Annotated in this window: 23 protein-coding genes and 2 pseudogenes; 14 read left to right on the plus strand and 11 right to left on the minus strand. The window is 68.2% G+C overall.

Going from position 1 to position 26014, the window contains the following annotated elements:
• Positions 1-40 precede the first annotated feature (40 nt).
• From leuA to AB5G72_RS02105, 4 genes are all read right to left on the minus strand, one after another.
• On the minus strand, positions 41-1900 hold the full coding sequence (gene leuA / locus AB5G72_RS02090; protein WP_440220836.1) for a 2-isopropylmalate synthase: 1860 nt from the start codon (positions 1898-1900) through the stop codon (positions 41-43).
• Positions 1901-2058: 158 nt separating this feature from the next.
• Positions 2059-2490 carry a GNAT family N-acetyltransferase gene (locus AB5G72_RS02095; RefSeq protein ID WP_325768342.1) on the minus strand — a complete coding sequence of 144 codons (432 nt, stop codon included), beginning with the start codon at positions 2488-2490 and terminating at the stop codon, positions 2059-2061.
• A 52-nt stretch (positions 2491-2542) separates the two neighbouring features.
• Entirely contained in the window at positions 2543-3355 is an 813-nt protein-coding gene (locus tag AB5G72_RS02100) for a trypsin-like serine protease (protein WP_440220838.1), read from the minus strand.
• A gap of 103 nt (positions 3356-3458) precedes the next feature.
• Positions 3459-4352, minus strand: coding sequence for a DMT family transporter (locus tag AB5G72_RS02105; RefSeq protein ID WP_154829245.1), 894 nt, complete (start codon positions 4350-4352; stop codon positions 3459-3461).
• A gap of 71 nt (positions 4353-4423) precedes the next feature.
• On the opposite strand from AB5G72_RS02105, the gene AB5G72_RS02110 reads away from it, so the two are divergent.
• Positions 4424-5686 (plus strand): aspartate kinase, encoded by a 1263-nt coding sequence (locus AB5G72_RS02110; protein ID WP_067714585.1) that lies wholly within the window; start codon positions 4424-4426, stop codon positions 5684-5686.
• Between the two features lie 203 nt (positions 5687-5889).
• Here the strand turns inward: AB5G72_RS02110 and AB5G72_RS02115 are convergent, their stop codons facing one another.
• On the minus strand, positions 5890-6780 hold the full coding sequence (locus AB5G72_RS02115) for an endonuclease domain-containing protein (RefSeq protein ID WP_440220839.1): 891 nt from the start codon (positions 6778-6780) through the stop codon (positions 5890-5892).
• A gap of 439 nt (positions 6781-7219) precedes the next feature.
• Here AB5G72_RS02115 and AB5G72_RS02120 point away from each other — a divergent pair, with 439 nt between their 5' ends.
• From AB5G72_RS02120 to AB5G72_RS02175, 12 genes and pseudogenes are all read left to right on the plus strand, one after another.
• Entirely contained in the window at positions 7220-8254 is a 1035-nt protein-coding gene (locus tag AB5G72_RS02120; RefSeq protein ID WP_120284865.1) for an aspartate-semialdehyde dehydrogenase, read from the plus strand.
• A gap of 200 nt (positions 8255-8454) precedes the next feature.
• The gene (locus tag AB5G72_RS02125; RefSeq protein ID WP_154829243.1) at positions 8455-8682 is read left to right on the plus strand and encodes a hypothetical protein; all 228 of its coding nucleotides are present in this window, start codon (positions 8455-8457) and stop codon (positions 8680-8682) included.
• On the plus strand, positions 8675-9010 hold the full coding sequence (locus AB5G72_RS02130) for a type II toxin-antitoxin system PemK/MazF family toxin (protein ID WP_440220840.1): 336 nt from the start codon (positions 8675-8677) through the stop codon (positions 9008-9010). Before AB5G72_RS02125 ends, AB5G72_RS02130 begins: the two co-directional genes overlap by 8 nt.
• A gap of 68 nt (positions 9011-9078) precedes the next feature.
• Complete coding sequence (locus AB5G72_RS02135; RefSeq protein ID WP_440220841.1) at positions 9079-9750, plus strand: enoyl-CoA hydratase/isomerase family protein; 672 nt, start codon at positions 9079-9081, stop codon at positions 9748-9750.
• 275 nt (positions 9751-10025) lie between these two features.
• Positions 10026-10304 carry a BatC protein gene (locus AB5G72_RS02140; RefSeq protein ID WP_182634398.1) on the plus strand — a complete coding sequence of 93 codons (279 nt, stop codon included), beginning with the start codon at positions 10026-10028 and terminating at the stop codon, positions 10302-10304.
• A complete protein-coding gene (locus AB5G72_RS02145) occupies positions 10305-11534 on the plus strand; it encodes a cupin domain-containing protein (protein ID WP_440220842.1) in 1230 nt (409 codons plus the stop codon).
• Positions 11535-11626: 92 nt separating this feature from the next.
• On the plus strand, positions 11627-12433 hold the full coding sequence (locus AB5G72_RS02150; RefSeq protein ID WP_440220843.1) for a sucrase ferredoxin: 807 nt from the start codon (positions 11627-11629) through the stop codon (positions 12431-12433).
• A 61-nt stretch (positions 12434-12494) separates the two neighbouring features.
• Entirely contained in the window at positions 12495-13514 is a 1020-nt protein-coding gene (locus tag AB5G72_RS02155) for an AraC family transcriptional regulator (protein WP_120284854.1), read from the plus strand.
• A gap of 98 nt (positions 13515-13612) precedes the next feature.
• Positions 13613-14773 (plus strand): hypothetical protein, encoded by a 1161-nt coding sequence (locus tag AB5G72_RS02160; RefSeq protein WP_440220845.1) that lies wholly within the window; start codon positions 13613-13615, stop codon positions 14771-14773.
• Positions 14770-15642 (plus strand): SDR family oxidoreductase, encoded by an 873-nt coding sequence (locus AB5G72_RS02165; RefSeq protein ID WP_440220846.1) that lies wholly within the window; start codon positions 14770-14772, stop codon positions 15640-15642. The genes AB5G72_RS02160 and AB5G72_RS02165 overlap by 4 nt, the downstream gene beginning before the upstream one ends.
• Complete coding sequence (locus AB5G72_RS02170) at positions 15639-16643, plus strand: alpha/beta hydrolase (RefSeq protein WP_440220847.1); 1005 nt, start codon at positions 15639-15641, stop codon at positions 16641-16643. Before AB5G72_RS02165 ends, AB5G72_RS02170 begins: the two co-directional genes overlap by 4 nt.
• Positions 16644-16775: 132 nt before the next feature.
• Positions 16776-16982, plus strand: a pseudogene (locus AB5G72_RS02175) (sucrase ferredoxin); the annotation flags it as partial.
• A gap of 30 nt (positions 16983-17012) precedes the next feature.
• Here the strand turns inward: AB5G72_RS02175 and AB5G72_RS02180 are convergent.
• Positions 17013-17984, minus strand: a pseudogene (locus tag AB5G72_RS02180) (VOC family protein).
• A gap of 277 nt (positions 17985-18261) precedes the next feature.
• Positions 18262-19497: an ISL3 family transposase gene (locus AB5G72_RS02185; protein ID WP_182611187.1), complete on the minus strand. Its 1236-nt coding sequence runs from the start codon at positions 19495-19497 to the stop codon at positions 18262-18264.
• Positions 19498-19865: 368 nt separating this feature from the next.
• Between AB5G72_RS02185 and AB5G72_RS02190 the strand changes: the two genes are divergently transcribed.
• Positions 19866-20075 (plus strand): hypothetical protein, encoded by a 210-nt coding sequence (locus AB5G72_RS02190; RefSeq protein ID WP_440220848.1) that lies wholly within the window; start codon positions 19866-19868, stop codon positions 20073-20075.
• 71 nt (positions 20076-20146) lie between these two features.
• Here the strand turns inward: AB5G72_RS02190 and AB5G72_RS02195 are convergent, their stop codons facing one another.
• The 4 genes from AB5G72_RS02195 to AB5G72_RS02210 all read right to left on the minus strand — a co-directional run bounded on the left by AB5G72_RS02195 (position 20147) and on the right by AB5G72_RS02210 (position 25852).
• Positions 20147-20863, minus strand: a complete 717-nt coding sequence (locus tag AB5G72_RS02195; protein ID WP_440220849.1) for a hypothetical protein — start codon at positions 20861-20863, stop codon at positions 20147-20149.
• Positions 20864-21089: 226 nt separating this feature from the next.
• The gene (locus AB5G72_RS02200; RefSeq protein WP_440221453.1) at positions 21090-24137 is read right to left on the minus strand and encodes a DUF3427 domain-containing protein; all 3048 of its coding nucleotides are present in this window, start codon (positions 24135-24137) and stop codon (positions 21090-21092) included.
• An 8-nt stretch (positions 24138-24145) separates the two neighbouring features.
• Positions 24146-24586, minus strand: a complete 441-nt coding sequence (locus AB5G72_RS02205) for a (deoxy)nucleoside triphosphate pyrophosphohydrolase (RefSeq protein WP_440220850.1) — start codon at positions 24584-24586, stop codon at positions 24146-24148.
• Between the two features lie 111 nt (positions 24587-24697).
• Entirely contained in the window at positions 24698-25852 is a 1155-nt protein-coding gene (locus AB5G72_RS02210; RefSeq protein ID WP_440220851.1) for a phosphotransferase family protein, read from the minus strand.
• Positions 25853-26014 lie beyond the last annotated feature (162 nt).

The raw sequence follows: 26014 nt of genomic DNA on the forward strand, positions 1-26014 counted from the left end.
CCGGCCCAGCCGACGCGCCGGCCCAGCCGACGTCAGCCGGTCAGGGAGCCCAGGTGCGGGCGCCCTCGACCGAACCGACGGCCTCGGCGCCTTCGGCCTCGTCGGCGTAGGCGCGGTTGACGGCGGAGACCACGGCGCGCAGGGAGGCGGTGGTGATGGAACCGGCCCGTCCGACACCCCAGAAGACCCGGTTACCGAACTGCACCTCGACGTACGCGGCCGCGGTGGCGTCATCCCCGGACGTCATCGCGTGCTCCGAGTAGTCGAGGATGCGTACCTCGTCGTCGAACATCTCGTTCAGGGCGGCGACGAACGCGGCGAGGGGTCCGTTCCCGGACCCCGACAGCTCACGGGTCTCGCCCTTCCACTTGATGACGGCCTCGATGGCGTCCTCGCCGTCGTCGGTCTCGGCGGGCACGAGGTGCTGCGACATGCGCTCCATGGGCGAGACGCGGTCCAGGTACTCCATCGAGAAGATGTCCCACATCGCCTTGGGGGTGACCTCGCCGCCCTCGGAGTCGGTGACGTTCTGGACGAGCTGCGAGAACTCCATCTGCAGGCGCCGCGGCAGCTGCAGGCCGTAGTCGCTCTTCATGATGTAGGCGACGCCGCCCTTGCCGGACTGCGAGTTCACGCGGATGACGGCCTCGTAGGTGCGGCCTTCGTCCTTGGGGTCGACGGGCAGGTAGGGGACCTCCCACGTGATGTCGGTGATGTCCTCGCCGCGGGTGTCGGCCTCGGCCTGCAGGGCGTCGAAGCCCTTGTTGATGGCGTCCTGGTGCGAGCCGGAGAACGCGGTGAAGACCAGGTCGCCGCCGTAGGGGTGGCGCTCGGGCACGCGCAGCTGGTTGGCGTACTCGACGGTGCGACGGATCTCGTCCATGTCGGAGAAGTTGATCTGCGGGTCGACGCCGCGGGTGAGCAGGTTCATGCCCAGCGTCACCAGGCAGACGTTGCCGGTGCGCTCGCCGTTGCCGAACAGGCAGCCCTCGATGCGGTCGGCACCGGCCTGGTAGCCCAGCTCGGCGGCGGCGACGCCGGTGCCGCGGTCGTTGTGCGGGTGCAGCGACAGGATGGTCGACTCGCGGTTCGCCAGGTTGCGGTGCATCCACTCGATCTGGTCGGCGTACACGTTGGGCGTGGCCATCTCGACGGTCGCCGGCAGGTTGAGGATGATCGGGTTCTCGGGGGTGGCGCCGACGACCTCGGTGACGGCGTCGCAGATCTCCTTGGAGAACGCCAGTTCGGTGCCGGTGAAGGACTCGGGCGAGTACTCCCAGCGCCAGTTGGTGTCGGGGTAGTCCTTGGCGATCGTGGTGACCAGCTCGGCGGCGTCGGTGGCGATCTTCTTGATGGCGTCGCGGTCCTTGCGGAAGACCACCTTGCGCTGCAGGATCGACGTCGAGTTGTAGAAGTGCACGATCACGTCGGACGCGCCCTCGCACGCCTCGAACGTGCGGCGGATGAGGTCCTCGCGGCACTGGACCAGCACCTGGATGGTGACGTCCTCGGGGATCGCGTCGTCCTCGATGATCTCGCGGACGAAGTCGTAATCCGTCTGCGAGGCGGACGGGAAGCCGACCTCGATCTCCTTGTAGCCCATGCGGACGAGCAGGTCGAACATGCGGCGCTTGCGCGCGGGGCTCATGGGATCGATCAGGGCCTGGTTGCCGTCGCGCAGGTCCACGGCGCACCACTGGGGGGCGTGGGTGATGATCTTGTCCGGCCAGGTGCGGTCGGGCAGGGAGACGTCCTCGACCTCCTCGGCGAACGGCCGGTACCGGTGCGCGGGCATCGAGGAGCCGCGCTGTTTGTTCCACGACGGCTGGTCGGGGCGGCCGGGCTTGGAGGGGGGAGTCAGGGTCGACGACGACGAGACGAAGGCATCAGCGGGATTCATTGCAGTGGCTCAACTTCCTAGGGGGGCGATCGGCAGGGATCGGACCGGCGCGACGAGATCCCGCGACGGGGAGCCGGTCCGCCTCAGCGGGCCCCGCCGCGGCACCCAAGAAGGAGCACGCGCTGCATGCGGGCCATCATACACATCTGCGCGGGACGTCACGGAATCGGAATGACGAACGTCGAGGCCTCGGTCGTGGTCCCTTCGGGCGGTGACGGCGGCGGGTCCTGCGTGAGGTCGTCGGGCACCTGCATGGATCCCCAGACCTTGCTGCAGCCGGCCTCCTCGGCCACCTCCACCGCCTTCTCGACCAGTCGGTGGGCGATGCCCATGCCGCGCAGGTCCTCGCGGACCCGGATCCCGTAGACGAACAGGTCGGGGCTGGCGCCGAGGTGCCCGGTCTCCACCGCGACGAGCATCGCGACCGGCACCTCGTCCTGCAGCGCCAGCACGAGCAGGTTGGAACCTCGGTCGAGGAAGTCCGTGGTCCATTCCGCGGTGGGCGGGGTGCTGAGCAGGTCACCCGCGGACAGCACGAGGTCAACATCCGCGCGCGCGGCGCGGCGGATGACGAGCTCCGGCGGGGTCATCTGTCCAGTGTGGCAAAAATCGAGGGGGTTCGGCATCGCCGACTGCCCTGGGTCATCGGTTGGCGATCATCCAGTCGATCCAGCCGTTCTGGGCGGGGATCGATTCGTACCGGGCCGGGTTGGTGCCGTCGGGCTGCCGGCGGTCGTGGTCGGAGCCGGAGTGGACGCCCACCAGTCGGTCGCCCTGGAAGACGGGTCCGCCGGAGTCGCCGTACCCGTATCCGCCCTGAATGGTGTGGGAGCGGCCGATGCGTGAACCGGCTCGGGGCTCCATCCGGTCGAGGCGGGTGAGGCCCGTGCGGAGTTCGGGGGAGCGCAGGCCGCGGGGGGTGGTCTCGCCGAATCCGTGGAAGCGCAGGACCTCGCCGGGGGCGGGGTCGACGCCGGCGCGCTGCACGGACGGGGACGGCGCGGGGTGGCGGAGCTTGAGGAGCATGAAGTCCCCGGCGGGGGCCTTGTAGGCGGCGGCCGGGGTGTGGCGACCGAGGCTGCCGGTGTCGAGAGACCCGAATGCGCCGACGATGGGCGGGCTGGCCAGGGAGGCGGTCGCGGTGAAGCCGCCGGGAACGGTGGCGAGGTTGCCGAATCCGAGGGTGTACACGTCGGGGTTCGTCGGCCCGCAGTGGGCGGCGGTGGCCACCCAGCGCGGGTGGATGACGACGCCGGTACACGGGGCGCCGAGGACGCCGTCGAAGACGGTGATCTGCACGGCCCACGGGGCGGGGCCGGAGGGGGCGCCGTTCACTACCGCGCCGGCCGTGGGTGCCGCGACCGCGAACGACGCGGCCACCGTCCCGGCGATGGCGGCGACCGCGGCGACCAACCGGCCGGGCCGGGTGGGGCCACTGTGACGTGTGAGGCGCATGAATCTCAGCTTAGGCGATGGTGGGGAGTTCTCGGGCTGCTCGACATGGGTCCTCATGGTGAGGACGTCGCGGCGTGCACCGGGGGCGTTACTCGGAGGCGCGTCACTCCGAGGCGCGGCGGTTCGGCGCGCGGTGGTCGGGGATCGGCGGAGCCGTGTCGACCTCCTTGTGCGCGAGCCGCACCGTCGCGAGCACCATCACGGTGAGGGTGGCGCCCAGGAGCATCAGCGCGGCGCCGTCGACTGAGAACCACTCGCCCAGCACCACCACGCCCAGGCCGAGCGAGACGACCGGGGTGGTGACCGTGGAGGCGGGCACGGCCTGGTGCACCGCGCCGGCGGAGAACGACATCTGCTGCAGCGTCAGCGCGGCGACGGCGGCCACCCCCAGTCCGTACACCTCGCCGGTCGTGGCCACGGTGAACAGTCCGCCGTCGTGGAACCGCTCGGTGACGCCCTTCGTCAGCAGTGCGACGTAGGCGAACGCGGTGCCGCCGGCCACGCCCAGCAGGAGGGCACGGTTGCCGTTGGAGCGGCGGTTGCGGGAGACACCGAGGAGGGCGACGACGACGAGGAGTCCGCCCGCGCACGCGAGTGCCCACTGCCACCAGGGCGGGTGGGCGTCTCCTCCGGTGGGCCGTCCGTAGATGACGAGCACCATCACGCATCCCGTCAGGACGTACCCCCAGAAGAGTTCGGTCTTGGTGACCCGCCGTCCGGTGACCCAGGCACCGAGGGGGAGGGCGAACGTCAGTGAGAGAACGGTGATCGTCTGGACGAGGATGAGCGATCCGAACGCGAGCGCGAGGCCCTGGAACGCGAATCCGGCGAGGCTGATGACCATGCCGGTCCACCAGTACCGGCTCGCGAGCACGTTGAAATGACCCTCGTGTCGACCCTTCGCGCGCTGGGGGGATCGGTGCCGCATGACGGTTCCGAAGGCCTGGCTGAGGGCGGACGCGAGGGCGAGAATCACTGCCGCCCAGATTTCACTCATCCCTGATGAGTAAACACCTCCCGTAAAGTAGGTCTGCGGTAAGCCGATCAACACCGGAAGGGTGTGACCGCGTGGCACTCGTAGTGCAGAAGTACGGCGGCTCCTCCGTGGAGTCCGCAGAACGAATCCGTCGGGTGGCGGAACGGATCGTGGAGACCAAGAAGGCGGGCAACGACGTCGTGGTCGTGGCCTCGGCGATGGGCGACACGACCGACGAGCTACTCGATCTGGCCGATCAGGTCTGTCCCTCGCCTCCGCAGCGCGAGATGGACATGCTGTTGACCTCGGGGGAGCGCATCTCCAACGCGCTGCTCGCGATGGCCATCAGTTCGTTCGGGATGGAGGCCTATTCCTTCACCGGATCCCAGGCCGGGATCATCACCACGACCAGGCACGGCAACAGCCGCATCATCGACATCACCCCGGGGCGCGTCCGTGAGGCACTGGACGAGGGCAAGATCGCCCTCGTCGCGGGCTTCCAGGGCGTGTCGCGCGAGACCCGCGACGTCACGACCCTGGGTCGCGGCGGGTCCGACACCACCGCGGTCGCCATGGCCTCGGCCCTGGGTGCGGACGTGTGCGAGATCTACTCGGACGTGGACGGCATCTACACCGCCGACCCGCGGATCGTGCCCGATGCCCGCAAGCTCGACACCATCTCGTACGAGGAGATGCTGGAGATGGCGGCCGTCGGGTCCAAGATCCTCAACCTGCGCAGTGTGGAGTTCGCCCGCCGCTACCACGTGCCGCTGCGCGTCCGCTCTTCGTATTCGACCAACCCGGGCACGCTCGTGGCCGGAAAAGTGGAGGACATCCCCGTGGAAGACGCAGTCCTGACCGGAGTCGCTCACGACGCCTCGGAGGCCAAGATCACGGTCGTCGGCATCCCCGACCAGCCGGGGTACGCGGCCAAGATCTTCCGCGTGGTGGCCGACGCCGAGATCAACATCGACATGGTCCTGCAGAACGTCTCCAAGGCTGAGGGCAAGACCGACATCACCTTCACCTGCCCCCGCGAGGTGGGTGCTAAGGCCGTTGAGGTCCTCTCGCAGGCCAAGGACGATCTGGGTATCGACCAGGTGCTCTACGACGACAACGTCGGCAAGGTCTCCCTCGTCGGCGCCGGCATGAAGTCGCACCCGGGCGTCACCGCGACGTTCTGCGAGTCGCTGTCCGAGGCCGGCATCAACATCGAGCTCATCTCGACCTCCGAGATCCGCATCTCGGCGCTGGTCCGCGAGGACGAGTTGCCCGACAGTGTCCGCGCGCTGCACAAGGCGTTCGAGCTGGGCGGTGACGAGGAGGCACAGGTCTACGCCGGCACCGGCCGCTGACCTGACCCCTCCGCCGGCCCGCCCCAAGCCAGGCCGGCCCGGCGCCCCGCGCACCCGGCGCACCCGGCGCCCCCGCGCACCCGGCGCCCGCGCACCCGGCGCCCCGCCGAGCAGAGGAATTCGCCTGTATCGCCCGAGTGGCTCAGTGCGAAATCCTCTGCTCGGCGCTCGCGCGGCGCGGCGGGTCGTCCCAATCGGCCGGTTCAGCCGCGAAGCCTCCCGTAGCCGCGGCGGTGGAGGGCTGCACGCACGTGGGCCAGGATCTCGCCGGGAGTGCGGACGAGCGAGGTCGCGGTTACCACCTCGATGTACCAGCCGGCCGCCCGAAGCCGGTTCCGTCGGATCTCGTCCTTGGCCTGCTGCTCTTTCGTGCGATGGCCCCCGCCGTCGTACTCCACCGCCACCTTCAACTCCGGCCAGGCGATGTCCAGGCGATACCTGAACTCGGGCACCCGGTGCTGCAGAACGAATCCGGTCAGGCCGTTCTCGAGTAGGAACAGCCGTGTCCGGGTCTCCCAGGGCGACTCGGCATCTGTGTCGACCTCCGCGAGCCTCTCAAGAACAGTCCGGCGACCGCGGACGCCCCGCATGTCCTCCACCAGGGCCGGTAGGCGGCTGATCGGTAGGACGCCCATGGTGGTGGAGGCGTCGAGCGCGCAGATGGCCTCGACGCGCGGTTCGCGACGAGCGATGTCGAACAAGACCCACTCGGGGCTGGCGATGCGGATGTCGGGGGAACGTCCCGATGTCAGCACGTGGATGTGCTCGGGCGGGATCCGGTACTGCCAGCCCGCCAGCCCGGGCCGTTCGATCCGCCGGCCCGGCGCCACCACATCGTCCGCGAACTCGCGCGGCGGGAAGTCGTGCCCATAGAGCGTGGCTGCGATCCACCCGGTCAACGTTGCGTCCGGGTAGAGCGTCATGAGCGCTTCGGCCCGCGCCCAGGCGTCGACGTGCACGTGGTCCCGGACCCACAGTCCGTGGTGCAGGCGGGTGTAACCGCGGTTCGTGACGCGGCTTCCGGTCAGGTGCCGCAGGTCGCGGGTGCGGATGGGGGCTGTGCGGATGGGGGCGGTGCGGGATTCTGCGCTCACGGACCGTGACTCTGCCAAGCGGACGTTGACTGGCAGGGGCGCAGAGCAGGGATCCGCGTCGACCTGTGGATGGGGCCGAGGGGTGTGGATAGCGATGCCACGGCCTCTGGCCCAGCACGTCGACCCCCTCGGCGAGCACCGCGGTCCTCGCCGAGAAGAGGAATTCGCGCAACGCCACTCGGCCGATACAGGCGAATTCCTCCGGACGGCGAGGCCGGGGGGCGAGCGACCGGATGGCGGGGCGTGCCCCGCCGCCCGCGCTCCGCTCCCGGCCTCGCCTTGCGTGGTGTCTGTGCCCGAAGCGCGGCCGGGTGTGACGCACGCCGCTGTCGGAGCTGGGCGACCCCGGTAGGATGGGGTACTGCCGGTCGGTCGAGCGCAGGGCGGAGAACCCGTCCGCGGCGGGCCGGGACCAACCTGTCAGGAGTTGACCTTTTCGATGACCACTGTCGCCGTAGTCGGAGCCACGGGCCAGGTGGGGCGCGTCATGCGTGCCCTGCTCGAGGAGCGGGACTTCCCGGCTGACAAGGTCCGTTTCTTCGCGTCCGCCCGGTCCGCCGGGACCACGCTGCCGTTCCGCGGCGAGGACATCGTCGTCGAGGACACCGCCAACACGCCCGACGAGGAGCTGGAGGGGATCGATATCGCCCTGTTCTCGGCCGGAGGCACGATGTCTAAGGAGCAGGCCCCTCGGTTCGCTGCGGCCGGCGCCGTCGTCGTCGACAATTCCAGCGCGTGGCGCAAGGACCCCGACGTCCCGCTCGTCGTCTCCGAGGTGAACCCCGGCGCGGCGAAGAACCCGCCCAAGGGCATCATCGCCAACCCCAACTGCACCACGATGGCGGCGATGCCGGTGCTCAAGGCGCTGCACGACGCGGCGGGCCTCAAGCGCCTGGTCGTGTCGACGTACCAGGCGGTCTCCGGTTCCGGGCTCGCCGGCGTGGACACGCTGAACGATCAGATCACCGGCAACGTCGGTGCGGGCCACGAGTTGGTGCACGACGGCTCGGCGCTGAAGGTCGATGACCACGGCCCGTACGTCGCGCCGATCGCGTTCAACGTGCTGCCGCTCGCGGGTGGGCTCGTCGATGACGGGTCCGAGGAGACGGACGAGGAGCAGAAGCTGCGCAATGAGTCGCGCAAGATCCTCGACCTGCCGGAGCTGCGGGTGGCCGGCACCTGCGTGCGCGTGCCGGTGTTCACCGGTCACACGCTGAGCATCAACGCGGAGTTCGACAAGGACATCACGCCGGAGCAGGCGCGCGAGCTGTTGTCGAAGGCGCCGGGCGTCAAGGTCGTCGACGTGCCGACCCCGCTGGACGCGGCCGGCATCGACGAGTCGCTGGTGGGCCGCATCCGCCAGGACCAGTCGATCGAGGGCAACAAGGGCCTCAACCTCATGGTGGCGGGCGACAACCTCCGCAAGGGTGCGGCGCTCAACACCATCCAGATCGCGGAACTGCTGGTCAAGTAGCGCAACTGCTGGTCGAGTGGCCAGTCGCGGGTTGAACCGGTCGGGAGTGCAGCCGGTCGGGAGTACGACGACGACGAGGCCCCGCAGTCGCACCCAGACGAGAGCCGCCGCCCGGTCACGCAGACCGGGCGGCGGCTTTCTGCTCAGGGCTCACGAGGAGTTCGCTATCTCGGCGGTATGACCGTGAGTATACTTTCGGTATGTCCCACACGACGATCAAGGTGAGTCGCGACCTCCGGGATCTTCTGAAGAGGCAGGCCGCCGAGGAGCACCGCACGCTGGGCGATCATCTGGCGTATCTCGCCTCACTCGCCGATAAGCAACGGCGGCTCGAGCGCCTGCGTGCGGAGATAGACGCGACATCGCCTGAGGATCTGGCGTCCTACCGCGAGGAGTCCGAGTGGTGGGAGCGGGCGCAGGATGCCTGACCCGACTCCCGGGGAGGTCGTATGGGTTGTCCTCGATCCCGTGGTGGGTCGTGAGCAGAGCGGTCGCCGGCCCGCGGTGGTGGTCTCGTCGCGCGCGCACATCTCCCTCGCCGATACTCTCGTGATGGTGGTGCCGGTGACGTCGGTGGATCGCGGATGGTCGAACCACGTCCTGCTCCGCGGAGGCGTGTTCGACCGCGACTCCTGGGCGATGACCGAGCAGGTGCGCACCCTTTCGCGCCAGCGTGTTGTCGGCCATGCCGGCCAGGTGGATGCGGGGACCCTGGCAGACATTCGCCGGTGGATCCAGGATTTCCTAGACGAGTAGCGGTCGACCGCCGAACCCCGACCCCGACCCACCCACACCCCACAACCCACCACCCGAGAGGACCACCCATGACCCCGACCCTGACCCACCATGAGGAAGTCGCCGTCCTCACGCTCGGCGACGACGAGAACCGCTTCTCCCCGGACCGGCTCGACGCGATCAACGCCCACCTCGATGAGGTCGAGAAGTCCGCGAAGGGGCTCGTCACCGTGGGGTCGGGCAAGTTCTACTCCAATGGCCTCGACCTCGACTGGCTCATGGCCAACTCGGACCGCCTGGACTGGTACGTCGGCCGGATCCAGGAGCTGTTCTCGCGCGTCCTGACGTTCTCCCTGCCGACGGTCGCCGCGGTCAACGGGCACGCGTTCGGCGGCGGCGCGATGCTCGCGATGGCCCACGACTACCGGGTGATGCGCGACGACCGTGGCTATTTCTGCTTCCCCGAGGTGGACATCAACATCCCGTTCACTCCCGGCATGGCGGCGCTGATCCAGGCCAAGACGACCCCGCAGACCGCCATGACCGCGATGAGCACGGGCCACCGTTACCCCGGGGCCGAGGCGGAGGAGGCGGGCCTCGTCGACGCGACCGCTGCGGAGTCCGAAATCGTCGCCGCGGCGCTCGGGCGCCTCCAGCCGATCCTCGGCAAGGACCGCACCACTCTCGGCGCCATCAAGACCACGATGTTCGCCTCCGTCACCGAGGCGCTGGGCCGGGGCCCCGGCGGCGTCAGCCTCTGACGCCCACCCGTCCCTGGTGGATCGCCAGCTCGGGGTAGCGCGGGGATAGTTCGACACCGGCAACGACAACGACGACGACGACGAGGACCGCCGCCGCGGGGAAACGATGCGGTCGCCCGGTCACGCCGAACCGGCGGCGGCTTCGGTCGTATCGAGGCCGGTCCAGTGCCATAGTGGAACTGCACGCCCCTCGTGTCCCGGCCTGCTGCTGGAACACGTGGCCAGATCGCACGACTCCCTGCAGGTTCACGCCTGCACCGACGAGAGGAACGCAGATGGCTATCAACGACGACGACATCACCACGTCCGGCGCTCAGGGCGAGGGCATCGCCGACGGCGGTTCCAATCCCGGCGGCCACGACGGTGGCGCCGACGGGTCCGCCCACCACATGAAGGGCGAGGGCGAGGGCCTGGCTGACGGCGGTTCGAACCCGGACGGTCACGACGGCGGCGCGGACGGTTCCGCCGATGGCGCCGCGAACACCGGCGAAGGGGTGGCCGACGGCGGTTCCAACCCGGATGGTGCCGACGGCGGCGCTGACGGCACGCAGTAATTGCGGGCTCTTCATCGGTGCGTCGCGTGCGGTTCGGATGAGTTCGCGGCTCAGGTGTGGGGGCAGCGGCCCCTGCTGACCCGGGCGGCCGAGCTGCCACGCGACTACTCCGACCTGCTCTCGCCCGCGATGGTCGACGAGATCATCGCCGAACGCGGGGTGCGCACGCCGTTCGTGCGCATGGCGCGGGAGGGCACGCTCGTCGACCGGGCGTGCTTCACCCGCTCCGCGGGGTTCGGGGCGCAGATCGCCGATCAGCTCGACCCCGACGGCGTGCTCACGCAGTACGCCGCCGGGGCGACGCTCGTGCTGCAGGGACTGCACCGGTTCTGGCCGCCCATCATCGACTTCGTCCGGGGCATGACCTCGGACATCGGCCACCCGGTGCAGACCAACGCGTACATCACCCCGCCCGCGAATCGCGGGTTCGATCCGCACTACGACGTCCACGACGTCTTTGTGCTCCAGGTGTCCGGCACCAAGCGGTGGCGGGTGCACGAGCCCGTCCACCACTATCCGCTTGCGGATCAGCCGTGGACCGATCACCGCGAGGCGATCGCCGAACGGGCGAAGGACGAGCCGGTCATCGACACCGTGCTCGAGCCGGGGGACTGTCTCTACCTGCCGCGCGGCTGGGTCCACTCGGCCGAGGCGCAGGGCGATACGTCCATCCACCTCACCGTGGGCGTGGCGCCACTCACCGGGCACGACGTCGCCACGGCGATGATCGAGGCACTGGCCTCGGAGGAGGAGCTGCGCGCGTCGTTGCCGTTCGGGCTCGCCCCTGTCGATGCCGCGAGCGCCGAGCCCCACGCCCGCGAGGTCCTCGACGTGCTGGCCCGGTTGATCGCCGAGAAGCAGGAGCAGCTCAGCGCTCTCGCCGGCGACGCGCTCGCCGAGAAGTACCTCGACCTCACGCGCCCCGCCGCGATCCGCCCGCTGGCCACCCTCGATGCCGTGGCCGCCCTCGACGCCGACACCCGGCTGCAGCTGCGCGAGGGACTCCACGCACGGGTGGACTGCACCGACGCCGACGCCGGCAATCCCGGCACGGTGGTGTTGAGGCTGCCCACCAAGTCGGTGACCTTCCCGGCGGTATGCGCTTCCGCCCTGCGCGCTGTCCTCGAGGGCGCTCCCGTGAGTGCCGGTTCGCTGCCTGGCCTCGATGCCGACGACGGCCTGGTGGTTCTCCGGCGGTTGCTGCGGGAGGGCGTGGTGGTGGCGCTGTGAGCAGGCCTGCGGACTGGGAACCGTGCAGTGATTCGTCACTGCGCCGCGGCGATCCTCTGGACGGGTCGGGCTCCCGGGGATTGCGATGGCTGATGGTCGAGCTGGCCGGCCCTTGGGGGTATTCGGCGCTGCTCGACTCGCCGAGTCTCCTTCCGCCTGAGCTGGGTCGCGAGATCGCCGGGCGCGCCCAGGAGGCCGATGTCCGGGTTGCCGCGATCCGCAGGCCGGGTCGTCGTCGTCATACAGAGGAGCAACGCTGGCGGTGGGCGCTCGCCGACGCCCGGCCCGGGCACGAGTCGCTGCGGTGGGGCGAGGTCGACGGCCCGGTCGGGTACGCCGAGATCCCTCTCGACGGTTCCGCTGGCACCCCGTCAGCGGAGCCCCTGGTCGCGGTGTGCGCGCACGGCAAGCACGATCAGTGCTGCGCGGTGCGGGGGCGCAGCGCGGCGGCGCGGATCGCCGAGCGATACCCGGAGGCGACCTGGGAGTGCTCCCACCTGGGCGGCGACCGCTTCGCCGCGACGATGCTCGTCCTGCCGCACGGATTGTTCTACGGCCGCGTCGACCAGGCGGAGGATCCGGCCGACATCGTCACCCGCTACACCGAGGGCCGCGTCGACGAGCGGTACCTGCGCGGACGCAGTAGCCATTCGGCGGCCGTGCAGAGCGCCCAGCACCACGCCCGCGCGGTGGTGCCCGACGACCGCATCGACGCCTTCGCCCCGGTGCGCGTGGTCGAACGGGACGAGCACGTCGAGGTGACGCTCGAGGGCCCGCACGGTCCGGTCGAGGTGTGGCTGCGCGAAACCTACTCGGAGCCGATCTTCACGATGTGCCGGGCCCACGCCCCCGGGCCGGTCCGGCAGTGGGAGCTGATCGAGGTCAGGGGCGGCGGGTAGGGCCGGACGTCGGGGCGAGGTGGAGCGCGGATCTCCGCACAGGAGAGGACAGGCGACGTCGATGCAGCCGTTGATCCGCGCCGCGAGCCTGCGCGGGTTCGCTGAGCTCGTCACCGAACTCGGCGGGGATCCGGATCGGCTGCTCGCGCGGTTCGGCATCGAGCCAGAGACGTTGGCGGACGAGGACGGGCTGCTGTCGATCACCGACCACGACCGGATGCTCGATGTGGCGGCAGCCCACCTGCGCTGCCCGGACCTCGGTCTGCGGCTGGCCGAACGGCAGGACGTGACGATTCTCGGCCCCATCGCGCGCGCGATCGGATCGTCGCAGACCCCCGCGGAGGCACTGGAGTGCGCGGCTCGGTTCATGTTCGTGCACAGCCCCGCGCTGAGGATCGAGGTCGCCGACGACCCGTGGGGCCGGCGCGGCGTGATCGCCCTGACGTACCGCAAGGAACTGACCGAGTCGCCGTACTCGCCGCAGGCCGCCGAGTTGGGGCTGGGGGTGTTCTACCGGGTGGCCGTGCATCTGGTCGGGCAGTCCACCGGGTTGCGGTCGGTGGAGGTGCCGCACGGACCACTCTCGCCGGTCGGCCGGTATCTGGGCTTCTTCGGCGTCGACGTGAAGTTCGACCGGCCCGCGGCCGCGCTGTGTGTCGACCGTCGGATGTTGGATGCCACGTTCGCCTCCGCAGATGAGGATCTCCGTCGCGCGGCCCTCGATCACCTGACGGGCTCGTACTCCGACCCGTCGGACTCGGTGGCTCACCAGGTGCGCCGCCTCGTGGGGGAGCGCCTTCCCGGCCGCGTCCCCACGCTCGCCGAGGTGGCCGGGGCGCTCCTGCTCCACCCGCGGACGCTGCAACGTCGCCTCGCCGCCGTCGACACCACCTACGGCCGGGTCGTCGACGACCTGCGTCGGGATCGCGCGCACCGGTTCATCACGACCAGCGACCTGTCCTTCACCCAGATCGCCGACCTGGTCGGTTTCGCCGAGCAGGCCACGCTCAGCCACGCGGCGCGCCGGTGGTTCGGTATGTCCCCCGGGGAGCTGAGGCGGACCACCAACCTGTCGCCCTGACACAAGTTTCCCGCCGCCGGACACCGGATGCTGGTGTCGACCGCGGGAACGACCGGCGCCCCCCGGGCGGCCACCCCATCGGCGAGGAGGAGCGAACGATGCTGCGCGAAGATCCACCGCGTTCGGACCAGGTGTCCGGACCCATGCTCGAGCAGATCGGCGCGCGGCCGATCCCCGAATTCGACGGCGTCCACGACGTGTGGCCGCGGGGCGAGCGGCTGAGGGCGGTGCGCTCGGCGGCCGCCGAGTACAAGAAGCGGTTCGTGCAGCAGGGGCAGGCGCGGGCGGTGCGGTCAGTCGACGTGGCCGGGGCGCCGTACCCGGTCAAGTACGCCTTCGACAACGCGGTGTCGGTGCCCAGCCTGCCGTTGGTCACCATGATCAACCGCATGGTGGTGGTCCAGTACGACGACTGGAACGGTCGGCCCCGCACCCTGGTGTTCGAGCCGACCGTCCCCGCCGGTTCCGCCAAGGCGCCGTTCTACGCCAATCTGGAGAGGCTGGTCGACGCCGTCCCCGGCGGCCGCCTGGCCAGCAAGGCGATTCTCAAGTACTTCAACGAGCCCGGCGAGGCCCTGGCCAAGGTGGGGCTGCGGCCGGAGGACGTGGACTTCCTCACGTTCGACCACCTGCACGTGCAGGACCCCCGGATGATTCTCGGCTCGAGCGAGGTGATCGCCGGCGAGCCGACGCCGCGCACCGCCCTGTTCGGCGACGCGCAGCTGCTCGTGCACCGCCGCGAACTGGCCACCCTGGAGGACCTGCACCCCATGCAATGGGCCTGGTACGTCGAGGACGGACTCGACGGCGTCCACCGGGACAGGTTCGCCGTGTTCGACGGCGACATCGAGCTCGGCCCCGGCATCGCCCTGCTGTGGACGCCCGGCCACACGGACGGCAACCACTCGCTGGTCATCAACACCCCGGACGGCGTGTGGGTGTCCTCCGAGAACGGCATCTGCCTGGACAACTGGCAGCCGGAGCTGTCGAAGATCCCCGGCGTGCGCCGCTACCACCGCGAGTACGGCCGCGAGATCTGCCCCAACGCCAACACCCTCGAGGACGCGCTGGACCAGTACGACTCCATGCTCAAGGAGAAGACGCTCGCCGACCCGTGTTCGACCGACCCGCGCTGGTTGCAGATCCTGCCCTCCACCGAACTGGCGCCGTGGAAGCGTTTCTGGCCGGTGGTGCCGACGTACTGCCACGGTGGGATCTCCTACGGCGAGATCCGCGCCGGACTGAGGGACAGGAAGTGACGACGACGGCGAGGATCCGCAGCGCGCTCGTGACCGGGGCCGGTCGCGGCCTGGGCCGAGATATCGCGGGCCTGCTGGCCGACCGCGGGTATCGCGTCATGATCACCGATCTGGACGAGCAGTCGTCCCGGACGGCGGCCGCGGAGATCGGGCGGGGTGCGCTCTGGGCCGCTGTCGACGTCCGCGATCGCGGGCAGGTCGACGAGGCCCGGGACCGGCTGGTCGCGGAGACCGGGGGCGTGGACGTGTGGGTCAACAACGCCGGTGTCCTGCTCACCGGCCCGGCGTGGGAGCAGACCGACGAGCAGCGGCGGCTCATGCTGGACGTCAACGCGCTGGGGACGATCAACGGCACGGTCGCCGCGATCGAGGCCATGCGCGCCCGCAGCGCTGGTATCCCGGGCACCGGCGCGACCGGCAGTGGCGGGCACATCGTCAACATCGTCTCGCTGGCGGGGATCTCCGCGGTCCCGGGCGAGGCCGTCTACGCGGCGTCCAAACACGCGGTGATGGGCTTCAGTTCCAGCACGGCCGCCGACCTGCGGCTGGCCGGGGTGGACGATATCGACATCTCGTGCATCTGCCCGGACGGCATCTGGACCCCGATGCTCTTCGACAAACTCGAGGACCCGCAGGCGGCGCTGTCGTTCTCGGGTGTCCTCCTGCAGTCGGAGGACGTGGTGCGCGCGGTGGGCAGGGTGCTGGAGTCGCGGCGCCCGGTTACGGCCGTCCCGGCTAGGCGCGGGGCGCTGGCCAGGCTGGGTGCCGCGTTCCCCCGCCTGGCGTCCGCCCTCCTGCCGCTGATGGCCGCCAAGGGTCGCCGGAAGCAGCGCACTCTCCTACGAACGCAAGGATCGTCCCGCTCTTGACCACTCGGACAGACCCCTCCGTGATCATCCATCGTGAGGTCGACCTGCAGTACCGGTTGCTCTACTGGGCCGGGCGGGCGACGCTCCGTCAGGTGTACCGCTTCTGGCCCATGACCGGCGCCGGGATCCGGGGGCTGGCCGCAGTCGAGCGCGGGTTCTCGCGACTGGCGGGCCCCGCCGGGGTGCGTGTGGACCGGACCGTGCTCGGCGGCACCGCGGCCGAGACGTCGACCCCCGATTCCGTCGGCCCGGACGCATTGGCCGACGTGACCCTGCTCTACCTCCACGGCGGCGCGTTCGTCTTCTGCGGCCCCGGCACCCACCGTGGGCTCTGCGGCCGGCTGGCGATGGACCTTGGCGTGACCGTGCACTCGCTGGACTACCGGATGCTGCCGGAGGTCGACCTGGCGACCGTGGTCGCGGATGCCTACGCCGGGTATCGCGCTCTGTCCGAGCAACTGCCCGCGGATCACCGGATCGTGGTGGCCGGGGACTCGGCGGGCGGGTACCTGGCCGCCGCGATCTGCGAGTTGGCCGCCCGCGATGGCGTCCGCCAGCCCGCCGCGATGGTGGGTTACTCGCCCCTGCTCGACGTCGATGGCGAGGTGCGTGAGGGGCCGTGGGCCACGCGCGACTCCTACCAACCGGCCGTCACGGTGCAGCGGTTCCAGAGGCTGTGGCAGCACCACGCCGACGGGCTGGAGAGCAGCCGTTCGATGCTCACCTGCGATCCGGAGGTGTTCCCGCCGACGCTGATCACCCTGGCTGCGGGCGAACTCGTGGAACCGGCCGCGCTCCAGCTGACCGAACGCCTCCACGCGGCCGGGCGGCCCGTCGAGACCCATCGGTGGTACTCGGCAGTCCACGCGTTCCCGGTGCTCGCCGGCCTGACCCCGCACAGCCGCCACGCCGGCAGGATCACGGCCGAGTTCTTGCGCCGGACGATGACGGCGCCGGTCTCACAGCGCCCTCTCTCAAGACATGCACGAGATGGGTCTTGACCGTGCCTTCGGACAGGTGCAGCGACTCGGCGGGCTGCCGGTTGCTCGAGCCCCCTCGGTCACGGCGCGCAGGACCTCGGACTCCCGGTCCGTGAGCACCGGCCGAGGACCACGCATCCGGCTCAGTAGCCGGGCGGCGACCGCTTCGCCGCGACGATGCTCGTCCTGCCGCACGGCCTCTTCTACGGCCGCGTCGATCAGGCGGAGGACCCGGCCGACATCGTCACGGCCTACACCGAGGAGCGGGTCGACGAGCGGTACCTGCGTGGACGCAGTAGCCACTCGGCGGCCGTGCAGAGCGCCCAGCACCATGCCCGCGCGGTGGTGGGAGCTGATCGAGGTCAGGGGCGCGTAGGAAGCGTCAGTGCGTCAGACGGTCTCCACCACGGGCTCGGACAGGGAGTCGGCCGCGGCCTCGGCGGCGGTCTCCTCGAGCGGGATGGTGCAGGCCAGGGGCTCGCTGCCGGACCAGTCGTGGCCCCAGTAGCTGTCGGCGGTGATGTTCTGCGGCAGGTAGTGGTCCTCGTCCACCATCAGGCCGTCGTAGCCGTACTCGATGTCCCAGCCGCCGGGCGCGCGCAGCTAGTAGGACACCATCTTGTCGTTGGTGTGGCGGCCGAGGGTGGAGGAGATGCCGAACCCGTGCTCGGTGGTGCGCTCCATGGCCTGGGCGACCATGTCCATCTCGGCCACCTCGAGCATGATGTGGACGATCCCCGGGCCCATGTGCGGGGCGGGCATCACGGCGAAACTGTGGTGGCGGGGGTTGACGCCCATGAACTGGATGCGCAGCGGCGGCATGCCGGGCGCCGAGGGGAACGGGAAGGCGCCGCGGGTGTGGAAGCCCAGCACGTCGCGGTAGAAGCCGATGGTGGCGTCGTAGTCGGTGGTGGGGACCACGAGGTGGCCCAGGCCCAGCTCGTCGGTGACGAACTCGGTGCGGTACTTGGTGGAGACCTTGGAGTGGTCCAGCTCGGCGCCGTGGAAGATCTCCAGGCGCTGGCCGCAGGGGTCCTGCAGGGTGATGGCGCCGTCGACCTTGATGGCCTGCGTCTCGTCGTGGGTGAGGTCGCGGTAGGCGATGCCGTGCTCGGTGAGGGTGGCACGGACGCGGTCCAGGGCGATCTCGTCGCGCACCTCCCAGCCCACGGCGGCGAGGTTGTCCTTCTCTGCGCGGCGCAGCGTGATGCGGCGGGCGCGCTCGTCGAGGCGCAGGTGGAGGGTGTCGTCGTCGCCGCCGGCGCCCACGCCCAGGTCCAGCACGTCGTGAGCGAGCGTGCGCCAGCGGTCGAGGTCGGTGGTGTCGATGGTGAGGTAGCCGAGGGCACGGATGTCGCCCATGGGGGTGTCCTTTCGAGAGGCGGTCCCGGCGCGCCGGGGAGTCACCGCGGGGGAGCTTCGCACGCGCGCCCGGGTGGGGATGAGGACACTGTGGCGCGGGTGTGGTGTGCGTCACCAAATGATTCCGCTGGGTGGGAAAAGGGGTGTTGGGGGGTGGGTGTTATGGCGACGACGACGAGGTGCGCAGTCTCCCGAGCTCAGGACAGTCACCCGTTACCGCATTGCACATCCTCAAACGTGTCTGCAGATAAGTGGCTCTTCGCATCTGAGCGTGGGGTCAGGTCCGTAGCCCGCCGGCGATGAGGAGCATCCGCAGGCGATAGTTGTCGCGGTTGCGGTAGCCGCGGGCCAGGCGCCGGTGGAGTTCGATGAGGCCATTGATCGCTTCGGTTCCTCCGTTGTTGGAGCGGCCGGTGGTCCAGTACGCGAGGAAGGCGGCCTTCCACTTGCGGAGCGTTCGTCCTAGTCGGGCGATTTCCGGGATCGGGCAGGATGGCAAGGTCGCGAGTACCTTCTCCGCAGCGCTGCGCCCGGCAGGCAGGTCTTTGTGGTGGTAGGCCTGTCGGAGTTCGTGGGCGACTTGCCAGGCGATGAACAGTTCCTCGTGTCGGGGGTCGGCGGCCAGGGCCTCGTCGAACCGCCGCCACTGGCGCTCGGTGAGCCTGTCGGGGTCGCAGCGGATGATGGTGCGGATCCCGTAAAGCGGGTCGCCTTTACGTCCGCGGTGACCGCAGATCTGCTGCTGCAACCTCCGGCGGACCTCGTCCACGGCGCCAAGGGCGAGCTTGACCACGTGGAAAGCGTCGAGAACAGCGGTGGCATCCTCGAGTTCGTCATCGATCGCTCGCTTGTAGCCGTGGAACGGATCCAACGCGGCGATCTCGACGCCGCTGGTGAAACCCTTGCCCCGCGCGGTGAGCCAGTCTGCGAACACCACCCCGGAGCGGCCTGGCACGAGGTCGAGCAGCCTGGCCTGTACTTTGCCGTCCCCGTCGCGGGTGAGGTCGACCATCCCGGTCAGTTCCTTGGGGCCGCGCTTACGCCGGGAGACATGGTGCCAGATGTGTTCATCGACGCCGAGGGTGCGGACGCCGTCGAAGCGGGCCGGATCATCGGCCAACGCCTCCAATGCAGCCTTGACCGGCGTCCACACCGTGTGCCACGCGGTACCGAGCTGACGAGCCAGTCCGCTGACGGTGGCGTGCTCCCGGCGCAGCTGTCCCACTGCCCACTCCACGACGCGGGCCGTGGTGGCATGCCGCGGCGAGGCAAGCCCAGGCAGGTTCTCCACGAACGTCACACGTTCGCACGCCCCGCCTGGGCAGACGAAGCGGCGTTTGCGCCAGATGATCGTGACGGGGCGGCCGAACGCGGGGATGTCGACCAGACGCACCACCTGCCGTCCATGCCCCACCCCGGCGGCGCCGCAGTCCGGGCATCCGACCGGTCCCGGCTCGGATTCGACGGTCACCTCCAGGTGCTCGCCACGCAGACGCGCATCAAGGACGTACACGTCGTCGAGCCCGACGAGAAGATCGCAGCGGACACAACGGGGCGCAGGTGCGGTTCCGGTGGCAGACCGGCAGCACCCGATAGGCTCAGACATGGGTCGAGGCCCTTTCAGGATCGGATGTAGTGGTACTTCCAATCCTTCAGGGCCTCGACCCTCTCGTCTCCCTACCGCCTCACCGGCGTGTCGTCCTCACCCACGCTCAGATGCGAAGAGCCAGATAAGTCGGCGCCACCGACCTGATCATCGACGTGGTCCTGCAGCGCGCGGACCGCACCCGAGGAGGACGACCATGACCGCTGCGCATCACCGGCGAGACCCTCGCTGGCACCCCGGACCTGCCGCTGCTCGTGTGCGGGCCGGGCCCCGGCGTGCCGGCGCGGGAGCTGTGGGCGGGTGTCGCGGCGCGGCTGGGGGACCGGTTCCACGTGCTGACGTGGGAGTGTGACGACGACGAGCTGCCCGACCGCCCGGCCGGCCTCGTCGCCTCGGTGGTGCAGTACATCGACGGGGTGTGCGCCGAGCGCGGCGAGCCGGCAGGGGCCTTTCGGCGCACACCCCCCAGGTCCAGCACGTCGTGAGCGGGGGTGTGCCACGAGTTGGTAGAAGTGTTTTCGGCGCAGCGTAGAAATCGGTAGTCAGAGACGCGTCGCTATCCTTCCTTTTTCGTCGCTTCAACCTCTGACATTGCACCTGCTGGTGAGACGTAGACCCGAGCTGGCGTCCCTTCCAGCTCTCCGCTGAATGCCAGAACCGCCGTACCCTTTGCGCCAGGCCTAAGGTAAAACATGTTTTCGTTGCTGAGGTTGACGCCGATATTGTAGTTATCGCGTCCTTCTTCGGTATCGGTAGAAAAGGCGTTTCGCCATTCGTCAATTAGGTCTCCGATGTTTTCCGCTTCAAATTGCGCGCCTGTGTCAGTCGTAATCGCGGCATGGTACAGGTTAAGGTTCTCCGAACCATTCATATTGTCGACTTCGACAACGAAGTAGGTGGCAGGCGCCCCGTCAGCGAGTTTGCGATAGGACTCGAATTCTGCTAGTCGCGGGTCGGTGGTCGGTGTTGGGACCAGGATATTTCCGGTCGCACCTTCGTACTCGAAAGTATAAATGCCAGGACCGGCAATGGCGGGCGTTAAAGCCGATTCAGACGGTGCCGAATTGCTGCCAATCGGCGCATCGACTTGCAGCGATTCGGGCTGTGCTGAATAGCTTCCAGTTGTTGCGCCGATTGGTTCGTCTGCGCCATCGGACCCGCCACACGCTGCCAGTAGGAGAAGGGCTGACGTTGAAGCGAGACTCAGTGCAAGTCGTCCTGCGATAGCCTTGCTGGGTTCGAAGTGGGCATTCTTGGTGGCGCAAATAGGCATGCGCAGAAGTATATGTCAGTCAAATCTAGTGAGCAGTCGATTTCGAAACTGCATCGTGGGTAGAAGTGAGGAAATCAATGCGTTAGGAGACGTGTCCGCATTTCTCGAAGTGGCGTGTTTTGATCCTCTAAGTCTCGACTTTAGGGGAGTGGCCGGGCCGAGAAGTCAAAGACCAGCTAACGCACGAGCAGCCGTCGGAAGCCGGCAAGTGAGTGATTGCGCATCCTCAAACTCCTAAGGCGGAGGCTTGGGCCAGGATGTCGGTCGGCATCGGGCGCCGAAGTTCCCAGCGGATCTGAATCGGCCGCTCGCCGGAGTGGGACACGTAGTCCGCGTTGCCTAGAAGCACGAAAGGCGCGGTCGCAACGTCGTCCTTTGGCGAGTTGCGGACCGCGAGCAACACGTTAGTCCCTGTTTCGCGTTGGGCGAGGTAGCGTCGTCCGGCCTTGGACTCCTGGGAGGTGTTCGACTGCGACTCCCAGTCGAACAGAGTGGGCGAGACCGGGACGTCGCGGTACATCGTAGACGGGCTGAAGACTCTCTCGTCCTTGTGGAGGTTGATAAAGAAGATGTCCGTCTGATGAATCTCTGACCAGGCGACACCTTCGCGAGAACCCTGCGGCCTCCCGTCCTTTCCGCGCCAATCCAGCGCTGACAGCAACTCTTCGCGGCTATAGCTCGCGTGGGAGCGCAAGGGCAGATCTGCGAGGATGCCATCCAGCGGGAGGGGAACGTGGTGAATGTTCCTCGTAGACGCCTCCATCAGCTGAACAATCTCCTCGAACAAGCGGGGATACGTAGCGAGTTCCGCGATCGTGTGCTCGAAGTCGGGCGTCGATTGCGAGGGCAGGAGGTAGTCGATGAGCATCGACGCCCATACGTCATCCCGGGAGAAGGGCTGGCCGCTCAAGATGCCTTCGCTCACGCGGGTGTACTCCCGAATCCGATCGAGATCGTCGACCGTCCTCAACCGCTGAAGTCTCTTGAGGAGCTTCTTCTCCTGCCCGTCGGGCTCGGGTATTCCGGCCGCAATTGACACGATCGTCGTCCAGGAACGATCAGTGCGATAGATGTCGTCCAGTTGTCGGTTGGTCTCGTTAAGGAACTCGGTGAGCCTGGGGACTGCACCGAGAGACCGCAGGTCCTTCGCCAGAGCGTTTTTCGAGTTAGCCTTCACCGCCGCTTTAATAGACCGGAGCACTTCCTCTTGTGACACCTCGTCGAGGACAATGCGAGAGGCGCCGGGAAGAGATGGGAAACCCACGTCTAAGTCGGACTCAAGCCGTCGTCGTGAGAGGCCGGTCATGGCGTGGAACCGCCCAGCAAGATCGAAGTCAGCGCGATGCTGGCCGACAAAGTCCAGGACAATTAGCACGGCCTTGCCCGGTGACCGACGCAAGCCTCTGCCGAGTTGCTGAATGAACACCGTGGAACTCGCGGTTGGCCGAAGCATGAGGACAACATCAACCGAGGGGATGTCGACGCCCTCGTTAAAAACGTCAACGGTAAAGATGCACCGGAGTTCGCCGGACCGTAGGCGCTCGACTAGAGCCCGGCGTTCGTCCGCGTCGGTGGTACCGACAATGACGGCGGATGGAAGTCCGCGCGCGGTGAACGCTTCGGCCATGTACTTTGCGTGGTCCACCGTGACGCAGAACCCAAGCGCCCGCATCCGAGTCGGATCTAGCACCTTCTCTCGGAGCGCCTTAATGACGAGCAGGGTGCGAGCATCGTTTCCCGTGTATAGATCCGAAAGTGCGCCGGGACTGTATTGGCCGGCAGTCCACTCCACGTCACGCAGGTCGGTGTTGTCGGAGATGCCGTAGTAGTGAAACGGGCACAGCAAGTCCTGCTCAAGGGCGTCCCACAGTCTCAGTTCATACGCCGTGCGCCCGTCAAAAAGTTCTCGCACGTCGACGCCGTCTGCGCGCTCAGGAGTGGCAGTCAACCCGAGCACTTCCCGCGCTGTAATGCTGGAAAGTAACCGTCTGTAGCTGGCCGCCTCGGCGTGGTGGAACTCGTCAATGACGAGGACTTCCCACTCCTCAGATGCCTGCTTGTCCCGGTTAAGTGATTGCACGCTGGCGAAGACATGCTTCCAGTGGCGCGGCCGTTCGCCACCTACGAATAGCTCGCCGAACGAGCCGTCCCCAAGCACTGCGCGATAGGTCCGCAATGCTTGAACAAGGATCTCTTTGCGGTGGGCGACAAAGAGCAGCGTGGGCAACCTGCCGTCGGCTTGCTCGGAAAGCGCTCGGTAGTCGAGCGCTGCCACGACAGTCTTTCCGGTTCCCGTGGCCGCGATCAGAAGGTTGCGGTGGTGGTCAAACACTTCCCGTTCAGTCGCAAGTGCATCGAGCATCAACTGTTGATGGCCGAACGGCCGTACCTCCAAGCCGGAAAGCGTGACTAAGACCGAACTCGATTTCCTTCCACCCGCCTCCTCGAGCGCTCTATCGAGTTTCTCGGCGTCTGTGTCCGGGTTGTAGAGTTCGAAATCCGCCAGGTTCCAGTACGAATCGAAGACCGTCCGGAACTTGGCAATCTGAGCCGCGTGCGCGACCGAGGACAATCGCACGTTCCACTCGAGTCCATCCACGAGCGCAGCGCGGGAGAGGTTCGAACTCCCGACGTAGGCGGTATCGAATCCAGACTGACGTCGGAAGAGCCAGGCCTTAGCGTGCAAGCGAGTTGACGCTTTCTCGAACCGCACCTTGACCCGCGCGCCGTAGTCCTTGACCAGGACGTCGAGCGCTCGTCGGTCAGTCGCGCCCATGTACGTCGTCGTGAGCACCCGAGGGGTTATTCCGCGATCGGCGAGCAGTTCGAACTGCGGAGCCAAGACCGTTACGCCAGTGAACTTCACAAATGCGCACAGCAAGTCGACCTCATCAGCTGATTCCATCTCGAGTGCGAGTTCGTTGCCGAGGCCGGGCTCGTCTCGAGCGTTAGTGAGAAGGGCGCCTTCCGAGAGTGGGGTCGACGGGCGACGCGGTGCTGCCTTCCCTGTGGGGTATACCGCCTGAAGTAGCGACCCACCTGCGAGGTCGTCGCCCTCAGAGTCGAGAACGTCAAGAAGCCGCTTAGCGACTTCTAATCGCTCGGTCGGGTCCACGGACTCAAGGTGTCTGCGTACCGCGTCTCCAACGTGCCGACCAAGTACCTCGGGAGCGAGAGTCGGGTCCAATTCGGCGATAGCTCGGGACCCGGTAGTCGCGTCGAGACGCCGCTGAAGGCGGGGAGTTATGACCGATTCATAGAGCCCGTCGGGCAAAGGCAAACTCACGGCCGCTCCGCCCCTGGCATGTAGGAGGGAGAGGAAAGAATGGCTACCGCGGGAAGGTCCGGAGCCGCCCAATCAAGTGATGTCAGCGACGTCGCGGGTAGCCAGCGTAGGTCGTCGTGGTCGGAGCTGCGGGTGGGTGCTTCTGACGACGAGACGAGATAGCAGGCCAGGTCAATCTCGAGGTTGCCGACCGGGGTAACGGTCCTGTCGACGAGAGCGTTAACCGAGATCGAGATACCGAGTTCCTCCCGGATCTCGCGAACTAGTGCGAGTTCGGGAGTCTCGTCGTCGTCGATCTTTCCACCAGGAAACTCCCACTGGCCCTCCGCGGACTTCCCAGGAGCCCGTCGGCAGGCGAGCACTTTGCCATCCCGAATGAAAACTGCCGCCACCACTTCGATTCGCGGCACTTGCTCTCCCTTGTCATCGCGCGTCACATCCGGGAGTAGACATTATCTGCAGAAAGACGCTTAGCCATACCGAACTCTGCGCTGAACCCCGCCGAATTGTGCCGGGCGCAAGCCGGTGGAACGCCTCCAGGGTGGTGTTCAATCGGCGGTCAGCCGGGCGAGCATGGCGTGGTGGAGGACGTACTCGTCCGGGCTCGCGGGTGCCTCCTGCTCCCCGAAGTGGATACGACGGCGGGTGATCCGCGACAGGATGATCGCCTGCCTCAGCCCCGCGTAGACGTAGTAGAACGGCAGGTCCCGGAGCGTGGAGCCGGTGAGGTGCTCGTACTGCTCGACGACCTCGCCGTGGTCGAACAGGTCCGGGATGCCGGGGAAGTCGAAGGCGACCGCGAGCTCCTGGAACAGGTCGTGGAAGTACAGAAACCACCCGAGGTCGACCTCAGCCGGAGCGATGGCCGCCATCTCCCAGTCCAGCACGGCCGTCGGGGCGGTGCCCTCGTAAAGGATGTTGCCGATGCGGGCGTCGCCCCAGCTCAGTACATCGGGCCCGGTCTCGCCGGGCCAGTGGGACTCGATCCAGTCGAAGGCCCGCTCGATCACCGGGATCGTGAGCCCGTCCTCGCGGGTCGTCCACTCGTAGTAGGCGCGCTGCTCGTCGACGTGCGCGCGCAGCGAACTCATGCCCGGCGCGGGCGCGAGCGACGACACCAGCTCGGCCGGCCGCGGGATCTGGTGGATCGCCGCCAGCACGGCGACAGACTCGCGCTGGAACTTCCGCCGCCGCTCGGGGTCCATCTCCAGCAACCAGCCGTCGAAGACGTACGGGGGATTGTCGACCGGTGCCTGCCCGGTGGCGCGGTCCATCACCAGGAAGGGCGTGCCGAGAATGGCCGGGTCCTGCTCCTGCCAGCGGACACCGGGGACCGGCAGGTCGGTGTTCTCGCCGACCACTCGCATCACGTCGAACTGCTTGGCCAGGTCGTAGACGGGAAATACCGGGAACGCGTCGTCCTGCGGGCACATCCGGGCCACCAGCTGCGCCGACTGCGGCTCGGCCGTGCCCCCTGGCGAGGCCTGGTTGGCGGGGGTCCAGGTGGCGTCGAAGAGGACCGAGATGTTGGACATCCCCGAACTCTCCGGCCTGCTCACGGCCGAGACCTCGACACCTGCGGAGGCGTCCACCCCGTCGCGGCCCGCGAACCAGGCGGTAAGGCGCTCGCGGAACTCGTCGAGGTCGGCCTCGCCCGAGGTCACCCGTTGGTGGAGTGGTTCGTCGGAGCGTGCGGTGGTCATGCGATAGTCATCATGTGGTTCGGACCCTTCCTGCGGACCTGATGCGCGGGCGGGACCCGCGATGAGCACAGTGTGACCCAACGCACAATCTGGGGGATCTGAAATGCGCATCCCCGCAGTCGCCCACGCGGTCTGGGGCGGGGACCCTCGTCGTCGTCGTAC

Source organism: Dietzia sp. MNB45 (genome assembly GCF_051994785.1).
GTDB classification, from domain to species: domain Bacteria; phylum Actinomycetota; class Actinomycetes; order Mycobacteriales; family Mycobacteriaceae; genus Dietzia; species Dietzia kunjamensis.